Origin of the sequence: Amycolatopsis benzoatilytica AK 16/65 (assembly GCF_000383915.1) — a bacterium.
Lineage (GTDB): Bacteria > Actinomycetota > Actinomycetes > Mycobacteriales > Pseudonocardiaceae > Amycolatopsis > Amycolatopsis benzoatilytica.
Genome location: NZ_KB912942.1, coordinates 4469742 through 4495977, shown reverse-complemented (window position 1 = coordinate 4495977; position 26236 = coordinate 4469742). Strand labels below are relative to the sequence as shown.

Here is a 26236-nt window from a genome sequence, read left to right as displayed (position 1 = left end):
AGGCGTCATGGCAGGACGGACGAAGTACATTCTGGACGAGGCCGACCTTCCGACCCAGTGGTACAACGTGGTCCCGGACCTTCCCGAGCCGCCGCCTCCGCCGCTGCACCCGGGCACGCGCGAGCCGGTCGGGCCGGCCGATCTGGCCCCGCTGTTCCCGCAGGCGCTCATCGAGCAGGAAGTCAGCACAGAGCGCTATATCGACATCCCCGAAGAGGTTCGCGACATCTACCGGCTGTGGCGGCCGTCCCCGCTGTACCGGGCGCACCGGCTGGAGAAGGCGCTCGGGACCCCGGCCCGGATCTACTACAAGTACGAAGGCGTCAGCCCAGTCGGCTCGCACAAGCCGAACACCGCTGTGCCGCAAGCGTTCTACAACGCCGCCGAGGGCGTCACCCGGCTCACCACCGAGACCGGCGCCGGGCAGTGGGGGAGCGCGCTGGCGTTCGCGTGCGCCACCTTCGGGCTGTCCTGCGAGGTTTGGCAGGTGCGGGCGTCCTACGACCAGAAGCCCTATCGCAAGCTGATGATGGAGACGTTCGGCGCCCAGGTGTACCCGAGCCCGTCGGATCGCACCGCGGCCGGGCGGGCGGTCCTGGCACAGGACCCGAACTCGACCGGCAGCCTCGGCATCGCGATCAGCGAAGCGGTGGAGCAGGCCGCCGCGGATCCAGGCACCCGGTACGCGCTGGGCAGCGTGCTGAACCACGTCCTGCTGCACCAGACCGTGATCGGCGAGGAAGCGCTCCGCCAGTTCGAGATGGCAGGCGACACCCCCGACGTCCTGGTCGGCTGCACCGGCGGCGGCTCCAACTTCGGCGGGCTCGCTTTCCCGTTCCTGCGGGAGAAGCTGGCCGGCCGGATGAACCCGGTCATCCGCGCGGTCGAACCGGCCGCGTGCCCGACTCTCACCCGCGGCCGCTACGCCTACGACTTCGGCGACACCGCCGGCCTCACGCCGCTGCTGAAGATGCACACCCTGGGCCACGACTTCATCCCCGACCCGATCCATGCCGGCGGCCTGCGCTACCACGGGATGTCGCCGCTGATCTCGCACATCTACGAACTCGGCCTGATCGAAGCGCTCGCGATCGGCCAGCAGGAATGCTTCGCCGCCGGAGTGCGGTTCGCCCGCACGGAGGGCATCATCCCGGCCCCCGAGCCGACCCACGCGCTGGCGGCGTGCATCCAGGAAGCGTTGCGGTGCAAGGAGACCGGCGAGGAAAAGGTGATACTGACGGCGCTCTGCGGGCACGCGCACCTCGACTTGCCCGCATACGGCGAGTACCTGGCCGGGAACATGGTGGACAACGAACTGCCGGAGTCGGCGCTGACCGAGTCGCTGGCCGCGCTGCCGTAGCCGACCTCGGCGCGGAGCGGATCGGCCGAGGAACCGGCTGCGCCGCGGAGCCCGCGCCCGGCGAACACCCAGGTAACCGGCGGACCGCATCCGCCGGTTAGCCGAGCCGGCTCAAGCGCCGGAAACGAGCCGGGCCCGTCGCTGCTCCAGGAACGCGCGCTCGGTGTCGTTGGCGGCCAACGCGATCGCTTCGGCATACGCGTCGGCCGCGGCGGCGGGCTGGTTCATCCGGGCGAGCAGATCCGCCCGGGTGGCCGGCAGCAGGTGGTACCCGGGCAGGTCCAGTTCGTCCACGATGGCCAGCGCGGCGGCCGGGCCGTGCACCTCGGCGACGGCGACGGCGCGGTTCAACGCCACGACCGGCGTCGGCGTGACCGCCAGCAACTGGTCGTAGAGCGCCAGCACCTGCGTCCAGTCCGTCGCCGGGCCGTCGGTGTGCACGGCGTTGATCGCGGCTTGCAGCTGGTACGGGCCCGGCTGACCGCGGCGGAGACAGGCGCGGACCAGGCCGTGGCCTTCGGCGATCAGGTCGCGGTCCCACTTCGACCGGTCCTGGTCCGGCAGCACCACCAGGTTGCCGTCGGCGTCGGTGCGGGCCGGGCGGCGGGCTTCGGTGAGCAGGAGCAGCGCCAGCAGCCCAGTGACTTCCGGCTCGTCCGGCATCAGCTCGGCGAGCGCCCGGGCCAGGCGGATCGCTTCCCGGCACAGGTCGATCCGCACCAGCGGGCCGGACGTCGCGGTGTAGCCCTCGTTGAACACCAGATACAGCACCGTGAGCACCGAGGCCAGCCGGTCCGGAAGGGCCGCCTCGCCGGGGACCCGGTAGGGGATGCCAGCGTCGCGGATCTTCTTCTTCGCCCGGACGATCCGCTGCGCGATGGTGGCTTCCGGCACCAGGTACGCGCGAGCGATTTCCGGGACTTCCAGTCCGCCGAGCAGCCGCAGGGTCAGCGCGGTCCGCGCCAGCGGGGAGAGCGCGGGGTGGCAGCAGGTGAAGATGAGCCGCAGCTGGTCGTCGCGCACCGGGCCCTCCTCCGCCGGTTCGTCGGGCTGGTGCAACAGCAGCGCTTGCGCGTGCCGGGCTTCCCGCGTCGATTCGCGGCGCAGCCGGTCGATCGCCCGGTTGCGGGCGGTGGTGACGATCCAGCCGCCGGGGTTCGGCGGCAGGCCCGAGGACCAGGCGGTGACGGCGGTGGCGAACGCGTCCTGCACGGCTTCCTCGGCCAGCCCGAGGTCGCCGAGGACGCGCGTCAGCGTCGCGACGCAGCGGCCGTACTCCGCCCGGTAGACCTCGGTTACGTTCACTCGAAGTCCGACGCGTCCGCGAACGGCCGGACTTCGATCGGGCGGCCGCAGGCCAAGGAGCACTTCTCCGCCCAGGCGAGCGCCTCGTCCAGATCCGCGCACTGGATTACCCAGAACCCGCCGAGCTGTTCTTTCGTCTCGGCGAACGGACCGTCGGTGATCGTGACCCCGCCGCCGGCCGGGCGCACGACGGTGGCGGAAAGCCGGGGCCGCAGGCCGCCGACGAAGACCCAGGCGCCGGCCGCCGTCATCTCGTCGGTCACCTGCTGGGTGCGGGCCATCATCGCGTTTTGCTCTTCGCCGGTCTCCAGGGTGTCTTCATCGATCTGGACGGCGAGCAGGTACTGGGGCACGGCTGATCCTCCTCCGGAACAAAGGGGCTTTTCCTCTGGCTACGAACGCGGCCAGCGCGAATCGACACCTCGCCGGCACAACTCCGTCATCGTTCTTTGGAGACCGTCGCCAGCAGCTCCGGGCCGCGCGCGACCAGCCGTCGCTGTGCCAGCGAACCCCACCACCAGGCCAGCGCGATGCCGGACACGACGCCGACCGGGACGCCGAGCCACTGCAGCACCGGCAGGTCCGCCAGAGTCCCGGCGACGCCGAGCGCCACCACCGGCAGCGCGCCGATCACGATCAGCAGCGTCGTCGCCAGCATCAGCGCCGCGCGGGCACAGCCAGGGCGTCCGCCGGACGACCACGGGCTGCTGCTGCGCCGCTGGTCCGGCAGCGGGAAGGCGAGGAAGACCGACTGCAGCACCAGCACGCCGGCCCCGCCGCCGAGTGCCGCCGGGACGAGGCCGAGCACCCACGGGTACGCGCTCGTTTTGCCGGTGACCGCGGGCAGCACGATGGCCAGCGCCAGCGCGGCGGGGCCGACGATCAGTGCCCAGGCGAGCTGCCGGCCTCGGATGTCCGCGCGTTCCGCGCCGGGGACGACCAGCGTGTGCCACAGCGCGCTGCCGTCCATCCCGTACAGGTTCCCGGACTGCATGGACGCGAAAAACACCACTGCCACCCCGAAAAACGGCAGCATCGACGCGCGCCCGCCAGTGCCTCCGGACAGGGCGGGCACCACCGTGATCACCAGTCCGATCAGCAGCGTCGACAGCAGGGCGACCCGCCGCCGCGCGTCTCGCCACCAGGTGAGAAGTTCCTTGCGCACCACCGCTCCTACCGGGGTCGCGGGCAGCAGGGTGCGGCTCGCCCGGGTGCGTTTCGCGCGGGTGCGCGCGGCACCGCGGAACGACGGCGTGGTGATCTGCCGGGCGAGCAACGCGCCCCAGACCACGACCAGCACCGCGATCACCGCCAGCAGCGCCGCGAAGAGGCCGCCGGCGACCGCCCATTCGCCCGTGCCGGCCGCGTGCACGGCGAGCGTGCCCCAGCCGGACGGCAGCGAGTGCATGACGCTGACGAACCCGGGCATCCGGCCGGAGACGATCGCCGGGCCCAGGCTGTTCACCACGTAGTTCACCGCGACCCCGGACAACCCGGTGAGCGCCACCACGATGATGCCCAGTTCCTTGCCCTTGCGCGAGGTCAGCAGCGCGCCCAGGGCAGCCATCACCACCCGGTACAGCAACACCACGAAGGCCAGCTGCAGTACGCCGAACACCAGCCCGACGAACGCCGCGCCGGCCCCGAACCGCAGTCCGTAGAAGGCCAGCCCGAGAAACGCCAGCATGCTCACTACCGCGGTGACGCCGACGAAACTCGCCGCCAGCAAGCCGATCGCGAGCTTGCGCCGTCCGATCGGCAGCAGCGCGAAATGCTCCGGGCGCAAGGTGTCGTCCCCGCCGCCGGTCGCGATCGGCGCGAGCACCCAGCCCGCCGCCCACACCGCGTACACCGACGTGAGCAGGTCGACGCTGATCCGGGCCTCGGGCACCGGGAACACCGCGATGCCGATGGTGAACGCGGCCGCCAACAGCCCGAACACGCCGCCGAGCACCATCCCGGCGATCTGGCGCCCGCGCAGCGAATTGCGCAGGACCCGAAGCTTCAGTCGGACGAGGACGCCAACCACGCCAGCCCCTCCGCTCCACCGGTCCGCCCGCCGACGATGTGCACGAACGCGTCTTCCAGGGTGCCTTCGCCGCGCACGTCGGCGACCGCGCCCGCGGCGACGACCCGCCCGCGCGTGATCACCGCGACGTGGCTGCACAGCTGTTCCACCAGCGCCATCACGTGGCTCGACAGCACCACCGCGCCGCCGGACGCGACGAACCGCTGCAGGATCGTCCGGATCGTCGACGCGGACACCGGGTCGACCGCCTCGAACGGCTCGTCCAGCACCAGCAGCCGGGGCCCGTGCAGCAGCGCCATCGCCAGGCCGATCTTCTTCCGCATCCCCGCCGAATAGTCGATGACGAGGGTGCGCTCGGCCTCAGTCAGCTCCAGCACGCCCAGCAGCTCCTGGGCGCGCTCGGCGACCGTCTCCGGCGCGAGCCCGCGCAGCAAACCCATGTACGTCAGCAGTTCGCGCCCGGTGAGCCGTTCCGGAATGGACAGTCCGTCCGGAAGGACGCCGATCAGGCTTTTCGCCCGTTCGGGTTCGCGCCACACGTCCACGCCGAACACTCGCGCCTCGCCGGCGTCCGGCCGCAGCAAGCCGACCGCCATCGACAGCGAGGTGGTCTTCCCGGCGCCGTTCGGGCCGACCAGGCCGAAGAACGATCCGCGCGGCACTTCCAGCCGCACGTCGTCCACCGCCAGCGTGGTCCCGAATCGTTTGGTGAGCCCGTAGAGCCCCATGGCCGCGTCGTCGGACACCGGGTCCCCCTTTCCTGGTGCGCCCGACTGTACGCGCGGGTACCGACGAAAAGGGCGGTAACGCGGCGGAAGCGGGCTCAGCCGCGCAGATCCGGGGGAGTGGTGTCGGCGAGCCGCGGGTCGGGAGTGCCGGACATCGCCAGCAGCCCGCGCACCGCTTTCGCCAGCTTCGGCCAGGAGCTCGGTTTCCGCAGTTCGTAGCCGCGCAGCAGCTGCCGGAGCATGGTCAGCGTGTCGAAGTAGACCCGCTCGCAGACCAGCCGCTCGTTCTCGTCGAAGAGGAAGTACGCGGTCATCCGCACCCGGAACCGCTGCCCCGTCGGGGCGACCTTGCCGAGCGGGCCGCGGTGCGTGCCCATCAGCCAGAACTCCACGATCACCGCGTCGGAACTGTGCCGCAGCGCGATGATTTCGTGGTCCTGGTCGGGAAAGGCGCGCCGGGTCTCGTCGTAGTAGCCGCGGACCGCGGCGTCGCCGTCGTGCACCGTCATCGTCGGGACGATCTCGTAGTGCGGGTGCGGGAACGTGGCCAGCACGTCGTCCCAGTCCTGGCGCACCTCGTCGTGGAAGTGGTCGAGTACGAGCTTCTGCCGGGCGCGCAGCACTTCGGCCGGCGGGATGTCCAACGGGTCCACGGGGTCCTCCTGACGATGCGGTGACCCGGCCCAATTTAATCCACACTGTGGGTTTTAAGCAACCGGGGCATGATGGGGCCGATGAACACCACGACGCGCCGCGGCCGTCCGCGCAAGGGAGAACTCCGGCTGTCCAAGGACGCGATCCTGACCGCCGCGCTGGCCGTGGTCGACGAGGACGGCGTGGCGGCGGTCAGCATGCGGACCGTCGCGCAGCGGCTGGAGGTCGACGCGAAAAGCCTCTACCACCACGTCGACGGCAAAGAGGGCCTGCTCGACGCCATCGCCGGGCACCTTCTCGGCCGGATCGTCGTGCCCGAGCAGACCGGACAGCCGGACGTCGACCTGCGCGCCATCGCCCAGGCGTTCCGGCGCGCCGCTCGGGCGCACCCCCAGGCGGCGTCGCTGGTGCTCACCCGGCAGCTGCCGTCCGCTGCCGCGCTCGTGCCGGCGGAGGCAGTGCTTTCCGTGCTGCGCAGGGCCGGTGCCGCACCGGACGAGGCCGTGCACCTGCTGCGCGCGCTGCTGGCCGTGGTGGTCGGCTCGCTAGCGCGCGAGGGCGGCGCCGGGCCGGCGTTCGGGGTTGAAGACGACGAGGGCATCGCCCGTCGCCGCGCCGACCTGGAGCAAAGCGGGCTGCCCGCGGTCGTCGAAGCGGCGCCGGACCTGGCGCGCTGCGATCACGAAGCCGAGTTCGAGTTCGCCGTGGACCTCGCGGTGGCCGCGGTGCTGCAGCGGCTCACTCCCCGCAGGTGATCTTCGGCTGCGGGTTGTAGCGGACCGACCGGGTGTGCCGGGAGACCTCCCGGCCGGACGAGGCGTCGCGCAGGATCCGGGTGTCGCTCGTGGTGAACCCGGGCGCGCCGTTGGATGCGTGGCAGTTCTCCGCCGGGCCCGGTTTGGTCGGCTGCGGCGTCGGGTTCGTCCGCTCGCCCGGGACCGACTCGACGGTGTAGCGCTTCGTGCCCCACAGCTTCACGGTGATCGACGACGGGGTCCAGACGGTCTGGATGGCGACGCCGGTGTCCGAGTCGTTGGTGAACTTCAGGTCGATCACACTGGCGCCGTTGGGATTCTGGAACACCGTCGCTTCCCGGGCGGCGGGGTAGCGGCTGATGTAGTAGCTGTGTTCCTTGTGCCCGGCGTCCTTCATCCCGGAGAAGTACGCCGCGTTGTACAGCGTGGTGGCGAACTGCGAGATGCCGCCGCCGACCTCGCGCGCCGGCGCGCCGTTCTCGATCACGCCCGCCTCGACGTAGCCCTGCGGCCGCCCGCGCGGACCGGTGAACCCGTTGAGACTGAAGGTTTCCCCTGGCTTCACGATGGCGCCGTTCACCTTCTCGGCCACCACCCGGATGTTCGTGCCGGAGTCGGCGGCGAACCCGCCGGTGCTGAACTCGCCGATGACTTCCTTCACGCCCAGCTTGTCCGCCTGCTCGGTGGTCACCTTCGCGGGCGTCTTCTGGTAGACCGCCTTCAGCTCGCGCCCGTCGGTCTGCTTCAACGTGGCCGGCAGCGGCTTGAGGCTCTGCCCCCAGTCCACCGTGCTGCCGTCCGACGACGGCTCGACCACCGGTTTCCCGCCGGAGAACGCGATGCTCGCGTCCTTGCCCTCCTGCTCGGTGGACTTCAGCTGCGGAGCGAGCGCGTCGGTGACCTTCTTCGGGTCGATCGTCGGTGCGAGGCCGCCGCCGTCCGCGGGCACGAAGGTGAGCGCGCCGGCGATCTGCTCCGGCGTCAGCGTCGCGTCGGCGCCTTCTCCCTTGACCACGACCGGTGCGGACACCGCGGGCTTGGCGAATTCGGTCAGCGCCCGCTGGACGCCGTCCGCGGTGGTGTGCACCGGCGCGGACACGACCGGCAAGGTCAGCGAATCGCCGGACGCCCAGCCGCTCAGGATCTTCGCCCGGGCCGCCGCGACGTCCAGCTTCTGCCCGGCTTGCGGCGGGACCGCGACCGGCGTGGTCCCCTCGAACCGGACGGCGCCCTCCACCGGGGCGCGGTCGACGCGGCCGCGCAGTGCTTCCAGCGCCGGGTCGAGCTTCTCGTCCTCGACATGCGAGACCACGCCCAGTTCACGGCTGGTGAAGAACGACGCGACCCGGGTGAACGGGTTCAGCGGCTGATCGCCCGCCTGGTCGAGGGTGCCGCTCCAGTCGAGCTTCAGCCCGGCTTCGGTCGGCGACAGCGACGCGCGGGCCTGGCCCGCGGTGACGGTGAGCGGCCGGGTGAGCCGAGGCTCGATCTGCCCGCGCAGCTCGCGCTCGGCGACCGGGCGCTCCAGCCCGCCGACGTCCACGCCGGCCACCACGATCCCGCGCGGCACCTGGCCCTGGCTGGTCAGCAGGTCGATCAGGTAGGCCACGACCAGCACGCCGAGCACGCCGCCGCCGATCCAGCCCGCCTTGCGCAGCCGCCGGGGCCGGCGCCGCGGCGGCTGGGGTTCGGCCGGCACGACCGGGATGACCTCGGTCTGATCCCGGTCGACTGCCGGCCAGCGCGGTTCGTCCTGCACCTGGAGCCCCTTCGATTCGCTGCGTCCAGGGAACAGGGTACGGGCCGAGCCGGACATGGCGGACTACTGCCCCCAGCGGAACAAACCGGTCAGCCCGCGTCGGGCTCCGGATTGTGCCCGGCCCGGGCGAGGAAGTCGAAGTCGCAGCCTTCGTCGGCTTGGGTGATGTGCTCCGAGTACAGCGCGCCGTAGCCGCGTTCGAACCGCGGCGCGGGCGCGGTCCACGAGGCGCGGCGACGCTCCAGCTCGGCGTCGTCCACTTCCAGCCGCAGCGTGCGGGCCGGCACGTCCAGGGTGATCGGATCCCCGTCGCGGACCAGCGCGAGCGGCCCGCCGACGTGCGATTCCGGCGCCACGTGCAGCACGCACGCGCCATAGCTGGTGCCGCTCATCCGGGAGTCGGAGATCCGCACCATGTCCCGCACGCCCTGCTCCAGCAGGTAGGACGGGATCGGCAGCATCCCGTACTCCGGCATCCCGGGGCCGCCGAGCGGGCCGGACCCGCGCAGCACCAGCACGGAGTCGGCGGTGATGCCCAGCGCCGGGTCGTCGATCCGCTTCTTCAGGTCCGGGTAATTGTCGAACACGACCGCCGGGCCGGTGTGCGTGAGCAGTGCCGGATCGGCCGCGACGTGCTTGATCACCGCGCCGCCGGGCGCGAGATTGCCGTGCAGCACGGCGACTCCGCCTTCCGAAGCGACCGGGTTGGCGCGCGGGCGGATCACGTCGTCGTCGTGCACGCGCGCGTCGGCGAGGGACTCGGCGAGCGAGCGTCCGGTGACGGTGATCCGGTCCGGGTGCAGCAGGTCGGTCAGCCGCGACAGCAGCCCGGGCAGGCCGCCCGCGTAGTAGAAGTCCTCCATCAGCCAGTCGCCGCCCGGCCGGATGTTCGCGAGCACCGGGACGCGCCGCGCGATCGCGTCGAAATCCGCCAGGGTCAGGGAAATCCCGCTGCGCCCGGCCATCGCGATCAGGTGGATCACCGCGTTGGTCGAACCGCCGAGCGCGAGCACGGTGGTGATGGCGTCGGCGTACGCGCGCTCGTCGACGATCTTCGCGATCGTGAGGTCCTCCCAGACCATGTCCACGATCCGCGCGCCGCTCGCCGCGGCCATCCGGTGGTGCGCGGAGTCGACCGCCGGGATCGACGCCGCGCCGGGCAGTGTCAGTCCCAGCACTTCGGCCGCGGACGTCATGGTGGACGCGGTGCCCATGGTCATGCAGTGGCCGGGGGAGCGGGCGAGGCCGCGTTCCAGCTCGGCCATCTCCCGGTCGCCGATCGTGCCCGCGCGCCGCTCGTCCCAGTACTTCCACATGTCGGTGCCGCTGCCGAGCGTTTCGCCGCGCCAGTGCCCGCGCAGCATCGGCCCGGCCGGCACGAAGATCGACGGCAGCCCGGCGCTGGCCGCGCCCATCAGCAGCGCCGGCGTGGTCTTGTCGCAGCCGCCCATCAGCACCGCGCCGTCGACCGGATAGGACCGCAGCAGCTCCTCGGTCTCCATCGCCAGCAGGTTCCGGTACAGCATCGGGGTGGGCTTCTGGTAGGTCTCCGACAGCGTCGCCACCGGGAACTCCAGCGGGAACCCGCCCGCCTGCCACACGCCGCGCTTGACCTGCTCGGCGCGTTCGCGCAGGTGCTGGTGGCACGGGTTGATGTCGCTCCAGGTGTTGAGAATGCCGATCACCGGCTTTCCCAGGTGCTCCTCCGGCTCGTAGCCGAGCTGCCGGGCGCGGGTGCGGTGGCTGAAGTTCCGCAGGTCGTCGCCGCCGAACCAGCGGTGGCTGCGCAAGTCCTCGGGTGCCTTCACGGGTGCGCTGTCCTCTCGGTCGACGGATGGCATCTGATATATGATCGCACGTGTCGAGGGGACAGCCCGCCCGCCTGGTTGAATGGGCGGGCCGAGCGCGAAAGCCAGAAGGGGGCGTCCGTGCCTTCCACGTTCAGCCTGCCCGCCTCCCGCACCGAGGTCGTGCTGGAGGAGATCCGGCGCGGCATCCTCACCCGCGAGCTGGTGCCTGGGCAGCAACTGGTCGAGGCCGAGCTGGCCGCGCGGCTGGGCGTGTCGAAGACGCCGGTGCGCGAGGCGCTCAAAGTCCTGTCGAACACCGGGCTGGTCACGTTCAGCCCGTACAAGGGCGCGTCGGTCTGCGTGGTCGACGCGTCGCTGGCGCGGTCGGTCTACGACGTGCGGATGGTGCTGGAGCCCGAAGCGTTGCGCCGCGCCGTGCGGTCGGCGGACCGGACGTTGTTCGACGAAGCCGCGCTGGTGCTGAAAGACGCGTCCGGCGCTCTCGCGGACGCTGATCACACCGCGCTGAGCCTGCTGAACCGCCGATTCCACCGCGCGCTGTACGCGGGTTGCGGCAATCCGCTGATGGTGTCGATGCTGGACGACCTGCGCGATCGCGCGGCGCTGATCACCGTGGTCGGCTGGGACGCGAACCCGAGCTGGCGCAAGGAATGGGCCGAGCACAAGGCGGTGCTCGCCGCCGCGAGGAAAGGCGACGCGGACGGCGCGGCCGAACTGCTGCGCACGCACATCGCGGCGTTCCTCGACCACGTGCTCGAGGCGATCGGGGAGGAGTGACGGCGTGCGGCTGCTCCTGGTCGCGGACACCCACCTGCCGAAACGAGCGAAGGAACTGCCCGCGCAAGTCTGGGACGAAGTCGCGCGGGCGGACGTCGTGGTGCACGCCGGCGACTGGGTCGACGTCGCCACCCTCGACGCATTGGCGGCGCGCAGCGCGCGGCTGATCGGTGTTTACGGCAACAACGATGGCGCGGAGCTGCGGAAGCGCCTTCCCGAGGTGGCGCGGGAAACGGTGGCCGGGCTCCGGCTGGCGGTAGTGCACGAGACCGGCGACGCGAAGGGCCGCGCGGCCCGCTGCGATGCGCTCTACCCGGACGTCGACCTGCTGGTCTTCGGGCACAGCCACATCCCGTGGGACACCGTCACGCCCGGCGGCCTGCGCCTGCTCAATCCGGGTTCGCCCACCGACCGGCGGCGGCAGCCGTTCTGCACCTACCAGACAGCGGCGATACGCGACGGGCTCTTGACCGACGTCGAGCTGCACGAGCTGCCTCGGCGCGGCTGAGCGGGTAGAACAGGAGTCATGGACCCGGCCCGCGCGCTGCGCGACATCGCGTTCCAGCTGGAGCGCGCCGGCGAGCCGACCTACCGCGTGCGCGCGTTCCGGCAAGCGGCCGCGGTGGTCGACCGGCTGCCCGGCGACGAACTGGAGTCGAGGGTTCGCGCTGGGGCGCTGCAGGCGTTGAAGGGCATCGGCAAAGCCACCGCAGGCGTCATCGAGGACGCGTGGCACGACCGTACGCCGGCGTATCTGGCGAAAGTGCCCAAGGCGGAGCTGCCGGACGGCGGTGCGCTGCGCGCGGCGCTTCGCGGCGACTGTCACACGCATTCCGATTGGTCGGACGGCGGCAGTCCGATCGAGGAGATGGCCGAGACGGCGCGTGCACTGGGGCACGAGTGGATCGTGCTGACTGACCATTCGCCGCGGCTGACTGTCGCGCACGGGTTGTCCGCGGAGCGGCTTCGTGCGCAGATGGACGAAGTCGCGCGCGTCAACGAAACGCTGGCGCCGTTTCGGGTGCTGCACGGGATCGAGGTCGACATTCTCGACGACGGCGCGCTCGATCAGACGGAGAAGCTGTTGGGGCAGCTGGACTTCGTGGTCGCGAGCGTGCATTCGAAACTGCGGATGCCGGCGCGGGAGATGACGCCGCGCATGCTGGCGGCCGTCGCGAATCCGCACGTGCGCGTGCTGGGGCACTGCACCGGCCGGCTGGTCAGCGGCGGCCGCAGCAGGCCGGAGTCGCAATTCAACGCGGAGACGGTGTTCACCGCATGCCGCGAAAACGGCGTCGCGGTGGAGATCAACTCCCGGCCGGAGCGGCTCGACCCGCCGACCCGGCTGCTGGGCCTGGCCGCCGAGCTGGGTTGCGAGTTCGCGATCGACAGCGACGCGCACGCGCCCGGGCAGCTGGACTGGCAGGTCTACGGTTGTGCGCGGGCGGAGCAGGCGGGGCTGGGGCCGGAGCGGATCATCAACACCCGGACGGCGGATCAGCTGGTCTGACGGATGTCGATCACCGGGTTCCGCGCGGGGTCGAGCCAGCGAAGCACTTCGATCAGGTCGGCGAGCGCGAGTGCGACGCAGCCGGCGGTCGGCCCGCCGGTAGCCGCGTGGAGGAAGAACGCCGAGCCCGCGCCGGGAACCACGGGGCGGCGGTTGTAGTCGATCACCGCCGCGTGCGCGTACGCCGCTCCGGCTTCGCCGAGGTTCTCGCCGGCTGCCTCGTCGAAGGGGCAACTTCCGGGGGCACCGTGGAAATGCGTGTTGTACCGCGGCGAGTGCGCGTCGGACACCCACCAGTCCGAAGTGGTCACTCGGCGGTAGGGGAGCCGGGTGCCCGGATCCGGTTCGATGCCGAAGGCTTCGGTGAGCGGCCAGACTCCGGCTGGCGTAACGGAAAGCCCTTCGCGAGCGACGCCGATGCCGTTCGCGCCGACCTGCACCGGGTACGGGCCGAACACCTGGCGCCACTGGCTGCCGTCGTATTCCCGTGCGGATGCGTGGTGCGCGGCGACCGTGAGCATCTGCCGGGTTTCCATGGTTCGGCAGGATAGCCGGGTGCCACCAATCCGTCCATTATGGACTCAACGGGTGATGTTAAAGACCTGGTGAACTCGGGCTCGAGATGACTGCTGCTCACGACGCGTCCGCGCCGCAGCGCCGGTCGATCCGCATCGTGCTGCTGGCCGCGCTGCTGCTCCTGCTCGGCGTGGCCGTTGCCGGACCGGCTCCGGCGCGGTCGCATCCGCACGACCCCGAACCGGCACTGTCGCAGGAGCAGGGTCCGCATCTCGCCGCGGCGCACCCGCTGCCGATCGCCGACGCTCCAGGCGAGATCCGGCTTTCGCGGCCGACCTGGTGCGCTGTCGCGTTCTCCACCGCCCCGCCGCTCCGCCGCCCCGCCGCCCCGCCGGTCGAACTCGACCGCGCCCGGTTGCCTGCCGCCGCACGCGCTCCACCTGATCGCTGAGTACTTCGCTTCCCCGCGGATGCCGTCCCGGCCTGATATGGGCATCGTGGTGCTGGAGGACCTGCTCCTCGCGCTGTACCCGGCTGTCAATACCTCGCCCCAATGCCACATTGGGTGCATGCGACGCACCCAATGTGGCATTGGTTGCATGCGACGCACCCAATGTGGCATTGGTTGCATGCGACGCACCCAATGCCACATTGGGGTGCTCGCCCCCCGTCTGGTCGGGCCGCGCGATCGGGTACGTGCTGCTGCTGGCAGTGATCGGACCGCTGGCGGTACTCCGTTCGGACCGCTTGACCTGGTTGCTGCCCGTCAAGCTGGTCGGCTCGGAGAAGCGCACCGCACCCGTCCGATGACTGATGGTCACGGTCGGTAACGCTTCGGCCAAAACGCGGCGGCCGGAGGCGCGGGCGCTTTAGCGTTCGGGCTCCACGCCGGACCTCACTGGGGGGACGGGCCCGTGGACTCCCCGTCCTCGCGTGTGTAAGGAGATCCGTCATGCTGGCCAGAATCGGTGGACTGTTCGTGTTCCTCGGCTTCGGCTCGCTGCTGCTGCGGCTGGCGAAGATCGAGTTCCGGATCATCGCCTGGGCCGACGACATGCAGCCGGTGTTCGGCCTGGTGCTCGGCTTCGCCGGGCTCGTGCTGATCGGGCTGCAGTTCGTCCTCGCGAAGCGGTCGAAGGGCAACGGAGAGAACCAGTTCGACCACACCGCGGCCGCGCAGGGCCAGTTCGCGCAGGGCCAGCAGTTCCCGCCGCCGGGACAGCCGGCGCAGCCCGGACAGTACGGCCAGCCCGGCCAGTTCGGCGCGCAGCCGCCGTACGGACAGCAGGCCCAGTTCGGCGGACAGCCGGGCCAGGTTCCTCCGCCGGGTCAGCAGTTCGGCCAGACCCAGTACCCGCAGCAGGGCGGGCCGCAGTACCCGCAGCAGGGCGGCTACCCGCCCGCCGGCGGCCCCCGCGCCTGACCGCGGCCGGTGCGCGGCGGTGACGAGCCGACGATGTCTCGTCGCCTGCCGGCCCGCGAAGTCCGGCGAGCGGCGGCCAGCCTCGGTCGAGGGCAGGCAGCCGCTTGCGGGATCTCGCGGGCAAGGGTCCGGCCGCCGCCCTCGCCGGCCCGGACTGTCGCCCCGGGCATATTCGGAAGCGACCGCGCTCGCGGCCGACTATCCTTGTCCCAAGTATGTCCACTCCATCTCCCTTCGCGGCGCTGCGCGCCCAGCTCCCCGAGCTGACGCTGCGCGACGAGCACCGCCTGCGCCGCCGCCTCGACGGGGCCCGTCGCGCACGTGACCCGCAGGAAGCGGCCGGCCGGATCGCTGCCGACATCGAGACCGCGCAGCTGCGCGTGCTGCAGCGCCGCGAGAGCGTGCCGAAGATCGAGTACCCGGAAGAGCTGCCGGTCAGCAAGCTCAAGGACGAGATCGGCGAGGCGATCCGCGACCACCAGGTGGTCATCGTCGCGGGGGAGACCGGGTCGGGCAAAACCACCCAGCTGCCGAAGATCTGCCTCGAGCTGGGCCGCGGCGTGCGCGGGCAGATCGGGCACACCCAGCCGCGCCGGCTGGCCGCGCGCACGGTCGCCGACCGGATCGCCAGCGAGCTCAAGACCGAACTCGGCGACACCGTCGGCTACAAGGTCCGGTTCACCGACCATTCCGGCCAGGACACCCTGGTCAAGCTGATGACCGACGGCATCCTGCTGGCCGAGATCCAGACCGACCGGATGCTGCGCCAGTACGACACGCTGATCATCGACGAGGCGCACGAGCGCAGCCTCAACATCGACTTCATCCTCGGCTACCTCAAGCAGTTGCTGCCGCGCCGTCCCGACCTCAAGGTCGTCATCACCTCGGCGACGATCGACCCGGAGCGGTTCTCCCGGCACTTCGACGACGCGCCGATCGTCGAGGTCTCCGGCCGCACGTACCCGGTCGAGGTGCGCTACCGGCCGCTGGCGGACCCGGACGATCCCGAAGGGGACGCGGACCGCGACCAGACGCAGGCGATCGCCGACGCGGTGCAGGAGCTGTCCGCCGAAGGCCCGGGCGACATCCTCGTCTTCCTCTCCGGCGAGCGCGAAATCCGCGACACCGCGGACGTGCTGAACCGGCTGGAACTGCGCAATACCGAGGTGCTGCCGCTGTACGCGCGGTTGTCGGCCGCCGACCAGCACCGGGTGTTCCAGTCGCACGCCGGACGGCGGATCGTGCTGGCCACGAACGTCGCCGAGACGTCGCTGACCGTGCCCGGCATCAAGTACGTGATCGATCCGGGCACCGCGCGCATCTCGCGCTACAGCCACCGCACCAAAGTGCAGCGGCTGCCGATCGAGGCGGTTTCGCAGGCGTCCGCGAACCAGCGGAAGGGCCGCTGCGGCCGGACCTCGGACGGCATCTGCGTCCGGCTGTACTCCGAAGAGGACTTCGAATCCCGGCCGGAGTTCACCGACCCGGAGATCCTCCGCACGAACCTGGCGTCGGTGATCTTGCAGATGACCTCGCTCGGCCTCGGCGACATGGCGGCGTTCCCGTTCGTCGAGCCGCCGGATCGCCGCCAGGTCGCCGACGGCGTGCAGCTGCTGCAGGAACTCGGTGCGTTCGAAACCGGCGATTCCTCGAAGCTGACAGAGGTCGGCCGGAAGCTCGCGCTGCTGCCGGTGGACCCGCGGATGGGCCGGATGGTGCTGGAAGCGGCGCGGAACGGCTGCGTGCGCGAGGTGATGATCATCGCCGCCGCGCTGTCCATTCAGGACCCGCGGGAGCGGCCGGCGGAGAAGCAGCAGGCGGCCGACGCGCAGCACGCCCGGTTCGCCGATCCGACCTCGGACTTCCTGGCCTACCTCAACCTGTGGGAGTACGTCAGCGAGCAGCAGAAAACGCTCACCGGCAACCAGTTCCGCCGGATGTGCCGCGCCGAGTACCTGAACTACCTGCGGATCCGCGAATGGCAGGACATCTTCGGCCAGCTGCGACAGCTCGCCAAACCGCTCGGCATCACGCTCAGCACGACCCCGGCCGAGCCACAGCAGGTGCACACGGCGCTGATTTCCGGGCTGCTCTCGCACATCGGGCTGAAGGATCCGGCGAAGGGCGACTACCTCGGCGCGCGCGGGGCCCGGTTCGGAGTGTTCCCCGGCTCGGCGCTGTTCAAGAAGCAGCCCCGCTGGGTGATGTCGGCCGAGCTGGTGGAAACCTCGCGGCTGTGGGCCCGGGTGAACGCGCGGATCGAGCCGGAATGGGTCGAGCCGCTGGCCGCGCACGTGGTGAAGCGCTCGTATTCGGAGCCGCACTGGGAGCGCAAGCAGGGCGCGGCGATGGCGACCGAGAAGGTGACGCTGTACGGCGTGCCGCTGGTCGCGGACCGGCGGGTGAACTTCGGCCGGATAGACCCGGAGATCTCCCGCGCGCTGTTCATCCGGCATGCCCTGGTGGAGGGCGACTGGCACACGAACCACCGGTTCTTCGCCGAGAACCGCGCGCTGCTGGACGAGGTCGAGGACCTGGAGAACCGCGCCCGGCGGCGCGACATCCTGGTGGACGACCAGACGCTGTACGAGTTCTACGACGCGCGGGTGCCGGACGACGTGGTCTCGGTGCGGCATTTCGACACCTGGTGGAAGAAGGCGCGGCGAACCGAGCCGGACCTGCTTTCGTTCGAAAAGTCCATGCTGATCAACGAGATCGCCGGCGGAGTCAGCGAAGCGGACTACCCGGACTCATGGACGCAGGGCGATCAGGTCTTCAATCTCACCTACCAGTTCGAGCCGGGCGCGGACGCCGACGGGGTGACGGTGCACCTGCCGCTGCCGGTGCTGAACCAGGTGACGCCCGAGGGTTTCGACTGGCAGGTGCCCGGCCTGCGCGGTGAGCTCGCGACCCAGCTGATCAAGTCGCTGCCGAAGGCGTTGCGGCGCAACTTCGTCCCGGCACCGGACACCGCGGCCGAGGCGCTGAAGGGGATGTCCCCTTCGGACGGCCCGCTGCTCGACGTGCTCGGCGACGAGCTGCACACCCTGCGCGGCGTCGACGTGCCGCATTCGGCGTGGGACCTCACGACAGTGCCGGACCACCTGCGGATGACCTTCCGGGTGGTGGACGAGCGCGGCAAGCGGGTGGCCGAGGGCAAGGACCTGGAAGCGCTGAAACTCCGCCTCGCGCCGAAGGTGCGGGAGACGATTTCCAAGGCCGCCAACAGCATCGAGAAGGCCGGCCTGGTGCGGCCGTCGTTCGGCGAACTGCCGAAGGTGTTCGCTTCGACCCAGCGCGGCCACGACGTGAAGGCGTACCCGGCGCTCGTCGACGAGGGCAGTTCGGTGGCCGTCCGGCTGCTCGACACGCCCGCCCAGCAGCAGCACGCGATGTGGTCCGGAACGCGGCGGATGCTGCGGCTGAACCTGAACTCGCCGATGAAGTTCATCACGAGGTCGCTGTCGAACTCGTCGAAGCTCGTGCTGAACAGCAACCCGCACGGCAGCGTCGCCGCGCTGCTGGAGGACTGCGTCGACTGCGCGGTGGACGCGCTGATGGCCGAAGCCGGCGGCCCGGTCTGGGACGAGGCAGGGTTCGCGGCGCTGCTGGAGAAGGTACGCGCCGGCCTGAACCCGAAGGTGCTGGAAGTGCTGACCCAGGTCGAGCGGATCCTGCGCGCGGCCAACGACGTCGAGACGAAGCTGCCCGACACCCGGGGCCCGGCCGAGTCGCTGGCCGACATCCGGGCCCAGCTGACCGGCCTGGTGCACCCGGGCTTCGTCGCCGGGACCGGCGCGGACCGACTGTCCAATGTGGTCCGTTACCTGCGCGGCATCGAGCGCCGGCTGGAGAAACTGCCGACCGAGCCGACCCGCGACCTGCAACGGATGGCCGACGTCGCGTGGATCACCAAGGAATACCGCGACGCGCTGGCCGAACTGCCGCCCGGCACGTCTTCGCCGGCGCTGGCGGAGGTGCGGTGGATGATCGAAGAGCTGCGGGTGAGCTTCTTCGCCCAGACCCTGGGGACGGCGCGGCCAGTGTCGTTGAAGCGCATCACGAAGGCGCTGGACGAGGCGATGGCCTGACGTCGCTTCGCGTGCAGTTGGCTCCCGGACGTTGCCCGGCAGGAGCGCGGCGATCACTTGGCTTCGGCGTAGCTGTCCACCGGGGTGGCGTGCATCGGGAATCGCACCGGGCAGGATTCGCCGAAGACCAGCCGGGCGGATTCCTGGATCGCCGCTTCCACGATCTCCGCGACCTCGCCGGCCAGTTCGGCCGGAGTGTGCACGATGACCTCGTCGTGCAGGAAGAACACCAGGTGCGCCGGGGCGGGCAGGCGGCCGCGCAGGGTGGCCAGCAGGACCGCGGTCAGGTCGGCCGCGCTGGCCTGTACCACGAAGTTCCGGGTGAACCTTCCCCAGCTGCGGGAGGCTCGGCGGGCTCGGGTCTCGGTCGCTTCGTCGTCGGAGAGTCCGCCGGTGAGGGCGCGCCACGCGTCGGACGGGGCGGGCGAGGTGCGGCCGAGCCTCGACCGGACGCGTTCGCCGCGTTCGCCCGCTGCCGCCGCGTGCTCCACATAGGACACCGCGTCCGGGAAACGCTGGCGCAGCAGTGCCAGCAGCGGCCCGGCTTCGCCGGACGTGCCGCCGTACATCGCGGACAGCATGGCGATTTTCGCGCGAGACCGGTCGTCTCGGGTGTCTCCCGGGCGGAGCGGGACGTAGCGGGTGCCGGAAAACAGTGCTTCGGCCAGCCGGGCGTACAGATCCGTGGCGGCGGCGACGTCGGCGAGCCGACGGTCTCCGGACAGCGCGGTGAGGACCCGCGGCTCCAGCTGTGCGCCGTCGGCGACGACGAGTTTCCAGCCTGGATCGGCGCAAACGCACGAGCGCAGCACGCGGGGGATCTGCAGCGCGCCGCCGCCGCGGGTGGCCCAGCGGCCGGACACCACGCCGCCGACGACGTAATGCGGGCGGAAGCGGCCGTCGACGATCCACTCGTCCAGCCACGCCCAGCCGTTCGCGGAATGCAGCCGGGACAGTTCCTTGTACTCCAGCAGCGGCGCGACCGCCGGATGGTCGATGTCCTGCAGCAGGTACTTCCGCGCGGCCGGGATCTCGATGCCTTCCCGGCCGAGCGCGCGCACGATGCTCGCCGACGAGTCCGGGTTGACCGGGCGGCCGCCGAGCGCGGCGGAGATTTTCTCGGCCAGTTCGACCAGCGCCTTCGGCCGTTGCCCGGACGGAACCCGCGGCCCGAGCCGCTCCTCCAGCAGTTTCAGGTGCCGCTCGGCCCGCCAGGGCAGCCCGGCCGCGGACATCTCGACCGCCGCCAGCGCACTCGCCGATTCCGCGGCGAGCAACAGCCGCATCCGGCCCGGCGAATCGGTGACCGCGACGCGTTTCTCCTGCTCGGCCAGCACGCGCCGGGCGGCCGCGACGACCGTGACGCCTGGCGGCAGTCCAGGTCCGCGCGGCGAGAACAAGGTGGGCTGCGCGTCTTCGCCGAATGCTGGCCCGTCGTCCGGCGCTTGCTCCCCGTTCGCCCTGGCCCAGGCCGCGCGCAGGCTGCGCGATTCGCCCTCGCGACCCTCGTGCGCGAGCAGCAGGCCCTCGGCGAGCGCGAGGTCGTGGCACCGGCCTAGCCGCACCCCGGCCTTGACCAGCGCGGGGTACACCTCCTCGGCCGAGGGCAGCACCCAGCGCGGGCTCTCCGCGGCTTCCAGCCGGCGCACCTCGTCGGCCCAGTCGGCCAGCGCGAGGCCGCGAAGGATCCCGGAAGGGCCTTCGATCGTGTAGCCGGAGTCTTCCTCCCGGCCGGTGATGACCTGCACTCGGACATTGTGCGCACCGGCACCGACACTTTCCGGCGCGCGCCGCGTTCACCAGGGAGTGCACGGCCGACGTCTGGTGTTCGGCGGCCCCGCTTGGTTTACTGTCGGGTAACTCCCATACCGGCGGTACGGCATCCGGCGGCGTGGGCAGTCCCGTCGCAGCAATGGAGGTGCCCGGATGAGCGTGGTCGAGCTGGCCGGACAAGTAGCCGGCAAGCTGACCGAGACCGTGCGCAGCGTCGAGGTGCTGTGCCGGGCCGGACTGGTGCCGTTTCCGCGGGTGGACGAGGGCCTGCGGTCGCTCGTCGCGGTCCGCAAGTACGGCCCGTTCGCCGGTGCGATCCACATCGCCGCGCGGCGCGACCCGACCGCCGTCGGCATCGTCGACGACCTCGGTCCGCTCACCTTCAAGCAGCTCGACGACCAGTCGAACGCGCTGGCCAGGGCTTGGCGCCAGCGCGGGCTCGGCCAGGGCTCGGTGATCGCCGCGCTGTGCCGCGACCACCGCGGCCTGGTGCTCGCGATGGCCGCGTCCGGCAAGCTCGGCGCGCGGCTGCTGCTGATGAACACCGGATTCGCCAAACCGCAGCTCGCCGACGTCGCGAAGCGCGAGGCGGTCACCGCGCTCGTGTACGACCAGGAGTTCACCGGGCTGCTGGACGCGATAGAGGGCGACGTCGAGCGCTACCTGGCCTGGGTGGACGAGCCGGCCGGGCACGAGATCCCGGTGCTGGCGGAGATCATCGCCAGCACCGACGACCGGCCGCTGCCCCCGCCCGCCAAGGCCGGCGGCTTCATCCTGCTCACCAGCGGCACTACCGGCACCCCGAAGGGCGCGCCGCGTCCGCACACCCCGGCGCTGGCGTCCGCGCAGTTCCTCGACCGGATCCCGCTGCGCAGCGGGGAAGCGACCTTCCTGGGTGCGCCGCTGTTCCACGCCACCGGCCTCTCGCAGTGCATCCTCAGCTTCGCGCTCGGCTGCACGGTCGTGCTGCGCCGGAAGTTCGACCCCGAGGCGACCCTCAAGGGCGTCGCGGCGCACCGCTGCACCGCATTGATCCTGGTGCCGACGATGCTGCAGCGCATCGTCGACCTGCCGCAGGAAGTCCGCGACCGCTACGACACTTCGTGCCTGCGAATCATCTTCGTCGCCGGCTCCGCGCTGTCGCCGGATCTGGGCAACCGGGCGAACGCCGCGTTCGGCGACGTGGTGCACAACCTTTACGGCTCAACGGAAGTCGCGGTCGCGACGGTCGCGACGCCGGAGGACTGGAAGCGCGCCCCGGGCACCGTCGGGCGTGCGCCGGTCGGCTGCCGGGTGGCGCTGTACGACGAGTTCGGCGGCAAGATCACCGAGCCCAACGTGACCGGGCGGGTGTTCGTCGGCAGCGGGCTCAGCTTCGGCGGCTACACCGACGGCCGGAACAAGGAGATCATCGACGGCTTGCTCTCCAGCGGCGACGTCGGGCATTTCGACGAGGACGGCCTGTTGTTCATCGACGGCCGCGACGACGAGATGATCGTCTCCGGCGGTGAGAACGTGTTCCCGATCGAGGTGGAGAACCTCCTGGTGGAGCGGGACGACGTGCTCGAAGCGGCGGTGATCGGCGTCGAGGACGCGGAGTTCGGCGAACGGCTCAAGGCGTTCGTGGTGCGGGCCGAAGGGTCGAGGCTGGACGTGGACGGCGTCCGCGAGTACGTGAAAGCGAATCTGGCCCGGTACAAGGTGCCGCGCGACGTCGAGTTCCTGGACCAGCTGCCGCGCAACGCGACCGGAAAGGTGTTGCGCACCAAGCTGCACTAGGCGGGCGAGTCCCAGCCGATGCCGAAGATCCCCGGCCCGAAGTCGAGTGCGATCGCATGCACGCCGCCGCTGCTGTCGAGCCGCAGCCGCCGCCGGGCCGGGGGTTCGTCGGCGCCATTCGCGTACTGCCAGCATCGGGCCGGCGCGGCCGCCGGGTCGAACCGGACTTCAAGCAGGTATTCGCGGACCGGACGGCGGAATTCGCGGTAGTGCGTGGCGCGGCAGCGCGGATACGGCGGCCCGGCGTTGACGAGCGTGTACTCGATCAGATGCGTCTCGCCGCGCTCCAGCACGCGGTCGAACAGCAGCTCGGCCACCAGGAGCCCGTGGTCGTCGTCCACCTCGGCCCGGCCGGCCCGGCAGTTGCGCACCGGCACCAGGTCCGGCACCGCGGTCGCGTCCCCCTGGGCGTACACGAGCAGCCAGCGGTCCTGACCGTCCGCGTTGGACTGGAACACCGCACGGGAGGTGACCGAGGACTGGCCGCCGTCCGCCGCGATGTCGCAGCGGTCGTGCAAGCCGACCAGTTTCAGCTGGTGCTGCTGGTCCAGCGCGTCCGGCGCGCCGACACGCTCCAGCAGCGGCTGCAGGATCTCGCGGGCGAAGGTGAGCGGTTCCTCGCCGGCTCGGTCGCGCCTGCTCGCGCCGCGCGGGCGCGGCGGCGGCAGCAGACCGAGCAGCGCGCCGTCCGGGACGTCGAGGATTTCCTCCAGCACCCGGACCGCGGACAGCGATCCGGCGCGTTCGGGCTGTCGTTTCCCGGACTGCCAGTAACTGAGCGCGGTGACGCTGACGGTCGCGCCGCGGGCGCGCAGCCGCGCCTGGATCCGGTCGAGGGAAAGCCCGCTTGCTCCGATGGCGGCGCGCAGCGCGCTCGCGAAGGCAGTCCGGGCACCTTCGCCGGTGTCCGGGCCGATCCGCCCCGCCTGCTTCCGCTGCGCCATGGTTCGCCGACCGCCCCCGCTCGTAACCGACCGTGCCGACCTCGACACAGGCACGGTAGCAGCCGTCCGAGCAGGCATTCCGCCGCGGCACTCGGACAAACGGGCTAGTACTGGCAACTGGCAATCATTGCCGTGACCTGCGCGGTCGCGCTTCCATGGCCAGGACGGACCGCGCCGCCCCCGGCGCGGCCGGCGCTTCGGCCCTCGGCTTCGCGGACCGCGCCCCGCACTTGGCCGTCGGCCGTGCCCGGAGAACCGGTGGCCCGGCCTGCCCCCAGAAGCCGGGTCACCGGTCATCCGCGTCCCGGTGCTGGCGCAACCGCCGCCGACGATCGCCGCGGGCTGCTCGCGGCCGGTCCGAATGGCGACGTTCGCCTGCTTTGCCGCGCCGACCAGCCGAATCGGACTGCTGGCGCAGGCCACGCCGGAGGGACCGGCAGCCGGCGCGCAGGCCTGGGTCGAGCGGGCGAGTCGGCGGCGCGCGCCGAACGGACAGGCGGAGCGCTGAGCGCGTCTGCGCGGTCACACGACGCCGCAGACCGGGTTACCAACCGGTAGGCTCCAGCCATGGTCCTGCGGCAGAACATCCTGATCACCGGTGCCAGTTCCGGTCTCGGAGAGGGGATGGCCCGGCAGTTCGCCGCCCGCGGCCGCAACCTCGCGCTCTGCGCCCGGCGCACCGACCGGCTCGACGAGCTGGCCGCCGAGCTGCGCGCCGGGTACCCGGGCATCACAGTGGCCACCCGTGCGCTCGACGTCACCGACCACGCCCGCGTGTTCGAGGTCTTCGACGAGTTCCGCGCCGAACTCGGCAGGCTCGACCGGGTGATCGTCAACGCCGGGCTCGGCAAGGGCCAGCCGGTGGGCACGGGCCGGTTCGACGTCAACCGGCAGACGCTCGAAACCAACCTGGTCGGCGCGGTTGCGCAGATCGAGGCCGCGGCGGGCATCTTCCGCGAGCAGAAGGACGGGCACCTCGCGGTGATCTCGTCGTTCATGGCGCTGCGCGGTTTCCCTGGCAACCTCACCGCGTACTCCGCGTCGAAGGCCGGGATCTCGGCGTTCGCCGACGGTGCCCGGCTGGAGCTGGGCCGGCTCGGGATCACCGTCACCGACGTGCGGCCGGGCTACATCGACTCCGAGATGACTGCGCGCGCAACCAAACGCAATCCGCTGATGGTGTCGGCCGAGGCCGGTGCACAGGCGTTGGTCAAGGCGATCGAAGCGGAACCGAAGCGCGCGTATGTGCCGTCGTGGCCGTGGGTGCCGCTGAGCGTCGCGATCCGGATGGCTCCGTCCGCTTTGCTGCGGAAGTTCGCCTGATGGGCGCGATCTACCTGATCCGCCACGGGCAGGCGTCGTTCGGCGCGGCGGACTACGACGCGCTGTCCCCGCTCGGCTTTGAACAGTCCGCTGTGGTCGGTGCGGAGCTGAAGCGCCGCGGGATCGAGTTCGCCCAGGTGCGCTCGGGAACGCTGGCGCGGCAACGCGATACCGCGGCGACGGCGTTGAAAGCGCTCGGTTCCGCAGCGGAAGTCGTCGAGGACGAACGGTGGAACGAGTACGACCACGTCGACATCTCGCGCCACCACGCCGACGGCGCGCCGCAACAGGACGGGCGCGAGTACCAGCGGCTGCTGGACGCCGCGCTCACCGCCTGGGTCGAGTCCGGCGAGGACGGTCCGTGTGCGGAGAGCTGGCCTGCTTTCCTCAGCCGGTGCACCGCGGCGCTGGCCGAACTGGCCGGTTCGCTGGGCAAGGGGGAGAACGGGCTGGTGTTCACCTCCGGCGGCGTGCTCGGCGCGGTCGCCGGCGCGCTGATGGGGGTGCCCGACGCCGGGCTCCGCAAGCTCAACCGCGTCACCGTCAACACCGGCATCACCAAGCTGGTGTCCGGCCGGGGCGGGGTCACTTTGTTGTCCTTCAACGAGCATCCGCACCTGGAAGGCGAGACGGCGCGGCTGCTCAGCTACCGGTAGGAGGCCGGCGTGCGGTTCGGTGAGGTCACGGTCGTGCCGGTGAACGGGCACGGGCCGGAAGACGTGGTCGTGGACAGCGAAGGCCGGGTGTACACCGGCGTGGACGACGGCCGGATCCTGCGGGTCTCGCCGGACGGACGGCGGATCGACCTGCTCGGCGACACCGGCGGCCGCCCGCTCGGCCTGGAGTTGTACGGCGACGACGAACTGCTGATCTGCGATGCCCGCGCGGGCCTGCTGACCATGCCGAGGTCCGGTGGCGAGGTGACGACGCTGGCCACCTCCGGCGCCGGGCTGGACTTCGTGTTCTGCAACAACGCCGCCGTCGCCGCGGACGGCACGATCTACTTCACGGATTCCTCGCGGCGCTTCGGCATCGACAACTGGCGCGACGATCTGATCGAGCAGACCGGCGGCGGACGGCTGCTGCGCCGCACACCGGACGGTCAGATCGATCTGCTCGCCGACGGCCTGCAGTTCGCGAACGGCGTCGCGCTGCCGCCGGACGAGTCCTTCGTGGCGGTCGCCGAAACCGGGGCCTGCCAGGTCCAGCGGATCTGGCTGACCGGTGCGCGAGCCGGCGAGCGCGACCTGCTGATCGGCGACCTGCCCGGTTTCCCGGACAACATCGCGACCGGTTCGGACGGCCTGATCTGGGTCACCGAGGCCAGCCCGCGCGTGCCCGCGCTCGACGTCGCCCGCCGGCTGCCCGCCCCGCTGCGCGCGGCGATCAGGGCGCTGCCGGCGTCGATGCAGCCCGCGCCGAAGCGGCAGGTCGGCGCGGTCGCGGTCGCGCCGGACGGGACGGTCGTGCACGAGTTCCGCGGTGAGATCCCGGGATTCCACCTGCTGGTCGGCATCCGCGAGTACCACGGCCGGTTGTGGTTCGGCTCCCTGGAAGAAAACGCGATCGCCTACACCGACTTGTGACCGGACGCGACCTGTGACGTGGTTTCGGCTGCGGGGTCGTCGGCGGGCGTGGTTTCCGTGAGGGGCCCCTTGCCGGACTTGGTTTCCCTCAAGGGGCCCTTCACGGACGTGGT

General features: G+C 71.2%; 22 protein-coding genes. 12 read left to right on the top strand and 10 right to left on the bottom strand.

Annotated elements, in window-relative coordinates:
- The first annotated feature begins 7 nt into the window (after window positions 1-7).
- Window positions 8-1360 carry a TrpB-like pyridoxal phosphate-dependent enzyme gene (locus AMYBE_RS0120650; protein ID WP_020661289.1) on the top strand — a complete coding sequence of 451 codons (1353 nt, stop codon included), beginning with the start codon at window positions 8-10 and terminating at the stop codon, window positions 1358-1360.
- Between the two features lie 111 nt (window positions 1361-1471).
- Here AMYBE_RS0120650 and AMYBE_RS0120645 read toward each other — a convergent pair whose 3' ends face one another.
- From AMYBE_RS0120645 to AMYBE_RS0120625, 5 genes are all read right to left on the bottom strand, one after another.
- Entirely contained in the window at window positions 1472-2665 is a 1194-nt protein-coding gene (locus AMYBE_RS0120645; protein ID WP_020661288.1) for an RNA polymerase sigma factor, read from the bottom strand.
- Window positions 2662-3018, bottom strand: coding sequence for a YciI family protein (locus AMYBE_RS0120640; protein ID WP_020661287.1), 357 nt, complete (start codon window positions 3016-3018; stop codon window positions 2662-2664). Before AMYBE_RS0120640 ends, AMYBE_RS0120645 begins: the two co-directional genes overlap by 4 nt.
- Window positions 3019-3104: 86 nt before the next feature.
- Complete coding sequence (locus tag AMYBE_RS0120635) at window positions 3105-4694, bottom strand: hypothetical protein (protein WP_020661286.1); 1590 nt, start codon at window positions 4692-4694, stop codon at window positions 3105-3107.
- Complete coding sequence (locus AMYBE_RS0120630; RefSeq protein WP_020661285.1) at window positions 4670-5440, bottom strand: ATP-binding cassette domain-containing protein; 771 nt, start codon at window positions 5438-5440, stop codon at window positions 4670-4672. The genes AMYBE_RS0120635 and AMYBE_RS0120630 overlap by 25 nt, the downstream gene beginning before the upstream one ends.
- Window positions 5441-5517: 77 nt before the next feature.
- A complete protein-coding gene (locus AMYBE_RS0120625; protein ID WP_020661284.1) occupies window positions 5518-6075 on the bottom strand; it encodes an ester cyclase in 558 nt (185 codons plus the stop codon).
- An 81-nt stretch (window positions 6076-6156) separates the two neighbouring features.
- On the opposite strand from AMYBE_RS0120625, the gene AMYBE_RS0120620 reads away from it, so the two are divergent.
- The gene (locus AMYBE_RS0120620) at window positions 6157-6831 is read left to right on the top strand and encodes a TetR/AcrR family transcriptional regulator (protein ID WP_020661283.1); all 675 of its coding nucleotides are present in this window, start codon (window positions 6157-6159) and stop codon (window positions 6829-6831) included.
- Here the strand turns inward: AMYBE_RS0120620 and AMYBE_RS0120615 are convergent.
- Window positions 6815-8590: a VanW family protein gene (locus tag AMYBE_RS0120615; protein WP_020661282.1), complete on the bottom strand. Its 1776-nt coding sequence runs from the start codon at window positions 8588-8590 to the stop codon at window positions 6815-6817. The genes AMYBE_RS0120620 and AMYBE_RS0120615 overlap by 17 nt on opposite strands.
- Window positions 8591-8679: 89 nt before the next feature.
- On the bottom strand, window positions 8680-10398 hold the full coding sequence (gene araD, locus AMYBE_RS0120610) for an L-arabinonate dehydratase (protein WP_020661281.1): 1719 nt from the start codon (window positions 10396-10398) through the stop codon (window positions 8680-8682).
- Window positions 10399-10518: 120 nt separating this feature from the next.
- Between araD and AMYBE_RS0120605 the strand changes: the two genes are divergently transcribed.
- From AMYBE_RS0120605 to AMYBE_RS0120595, 3 genes are read left to right on the top strand one after another with little or no spacing between them, the layout of a single operon-like run.
- Entirely contained in the window at window positions 10519-11178 is a 660-nt protein-coding gene (locus AMYBE_RS0120605; RefSeq protein WP_020661280.1) for a GntR family transcriptional regulator, read from the top strand.
- A gap of 4 nt (window positions 11179-11182) precedes the next feature.
- A complete protein-coding gene (locus AMYBE_RS0120600; protein ID WP_020661279.1) occupies window positions 11183-11686 on the top strand; it encodes a metallophosphoesterase family protein in 504 nt (167 codons plus the stop codon).
- Window positions 11687-11704: 18 nt separating this feature from the next.
- Entirely contained in the window at window positions 11705-12688 is a 984-nt protein-coding gene (locus AMYBE_RS0120595; protein ID WP_020661278.1) for a PHP domain-containing protein, read from the top strand.
- Here AMYBE_RS0120595 and AMYBE_RS0120590 read toward each other — a convergent pair.
- The gene (locus AMYBE_RS0120590; protein WP_020661277.1) at window positions 12676-13224 is read right to left on the bottom strand and encodes a L,D-transpeptidase family protein; all 549 of its coding nucleotides are present in this window, start codon (window positions 13222-13224) and stop codon (window positions 12676-12678) included. The genes AMYBE_RS0120595 and AMYBE_RS0120590 overlap by 13 nt on opposite strands.
- An 86-nt stretch (window positions 13225-13310) precedes the next feature.
- On the opposite strand from AMYBE_RS0120590, the gene AMYBE_RS0120585 reads away from it, so the two are divergent.
- The 3 genes from AMYBE_RS0120585 to hrpA all read left to right on the top strand — a co-directional run bounded on the left by AMYBE_RS0120585 (window position 13311) and on the right by hrpA (window position 18718).
- Window positions 13311-13655 carry a hypothetical protein gene (locus AMYBE_RS0120585; protein ID WP_020661276.1) on the top strand — a complete coding sequence of 115 codons (345 nt, stop codon included), beginning with the start codon at window positions 13311-13313 and terminating at the stop codon, window positions 13653-13655.
- Window positions 13656-14156: 501 nt separating this feature from the next.
- Entirely contained in the window at window positions 14157-14627 is a 471-nt protein-coding gene (locus tag AMYBE_RS46240) for a hypothetical protein (protein ID WP_034287141.1), read from the top strand.
- A 215-nt stretch (window positions 14628-14842) separates the two neighbouring features.
- Window positions 14843-18718 carry an ATP-dependent RNA helicase HrpA gene (gene hrpA, locus AMYBE_RS0120570; protein WP_020661274.1) on the top strand — a complete coding sequence of 1292 codons (3876 nt, stop codon included), beginning with the start codon at window positions 14843-14845 and terminating at the stop codon, window positions 18716-18718.
- 53 nt (window positions 18719-18771) lie between these two features.
- Here hrpA and AMYBE_RS0120565 read toward each other — a convergent pair whose 3' ends face one another.
- Window positions 18772-20466 carry a bifunctional 3'-5' exonuclease/DNA polymerase gene (locus AMYBE_RS0120565; RefSeq protein WP_020661273.1) on the bottom strand — a complete coding sequence of 565 codons (1695 nt, stop codon included), beginning with the start codon at window positions 20464-20466 and terminating at the stop codon, window positions 18772-18774.
- A 178-nt stretch (window positions 20467-20644) separates the two neighbouring features.
- Between AMYBE_RS0120565 and AMYBE_RS0120560 the strand changes: the two genes are divergently transcribed.
- Window positions 20645-22270, top strand: coding sequence for an acyl-CoA synthetase (locus tag AMYBE_RS0120560; protein ID WP_020661272.1), 1626 nt, complete (start codon window positions 20645-20647; stop codon window positions 22268-22270).
- Here the strand turns inward: AMYBE_RS0120560 and AMYBE_RS0120555 are convergent.
- Window positions 22267-23214 carry a hypothetical protein gene (locus tag AMYBE_RS0120555; protein ID WP_020661271.1) on the bottom strand — a complete coding sequence of 316 codons (948 nt, stop codon included), beginning with the start codon at window positions 23212-23214 and terminating at the stop codon, window positions 22267-22269. The genes AMYBE_RS0120560 and AMYBE_RS0120555 overlap by 4 nt on opposite strands.
- A gap of 567 nt (window positions 23215-23781) precedes the next feature.
- Between AMYBE_RS0120555 and AMYBE_RS0120545 the strand changes: the two genes are divergently transcribed.
- From AMYBE_RS0120545 to AMYBE_RS0120535, 3 genes are read left to right on the top strand one after another with little or no spacing between them, the layout of a single operon-like run.
- Window positions 23782-24537 carry an SDR family oxidoreductase gene (locus tag AMYBE_RS0120545; RefSeq protein WP_020661269.1) on the top strand — a complete coding sequence of 252 codons (756 nt, stop codon included), beginning with the start codon at window positions 23782-23784 and terminating at the stop codon, window positions 24535-24537.
- The gene (locus AMYBE_RS0120540; protein ID WP_020661268.1) at window positions 24537-25193 is read left to right on the top strand and encodes a histidine phosphatase family protein; all 657 of its coding nucleotides are present in this window, start codon (window positions 24537-24539) and stop codon (window positions 25191-25193) included. Before AMYBE_RS0120545 ends, AMYBE_RS0120540 begins: the two co-directional genes overlap by 1 nt.
- A 9-nt stretch (window positions 25194-25202) precedes the next feature.
- Window positions 25203-26123 carry an SMP-30/gluconolactonase/LRE family protein gene (locus tag AMYBE_RS0120535; protein ID WP_020661267.1) on the top strand — a complete coding sequence of 307 codons (921 nt, stop codon included), beginning with the start codon at window positions 25203-25205 and terminating at the stop codon, window positions 26121-26123.
- The last annotated feature ends 113 nt before the right edge of the window (window positions 26124-26236 follow it).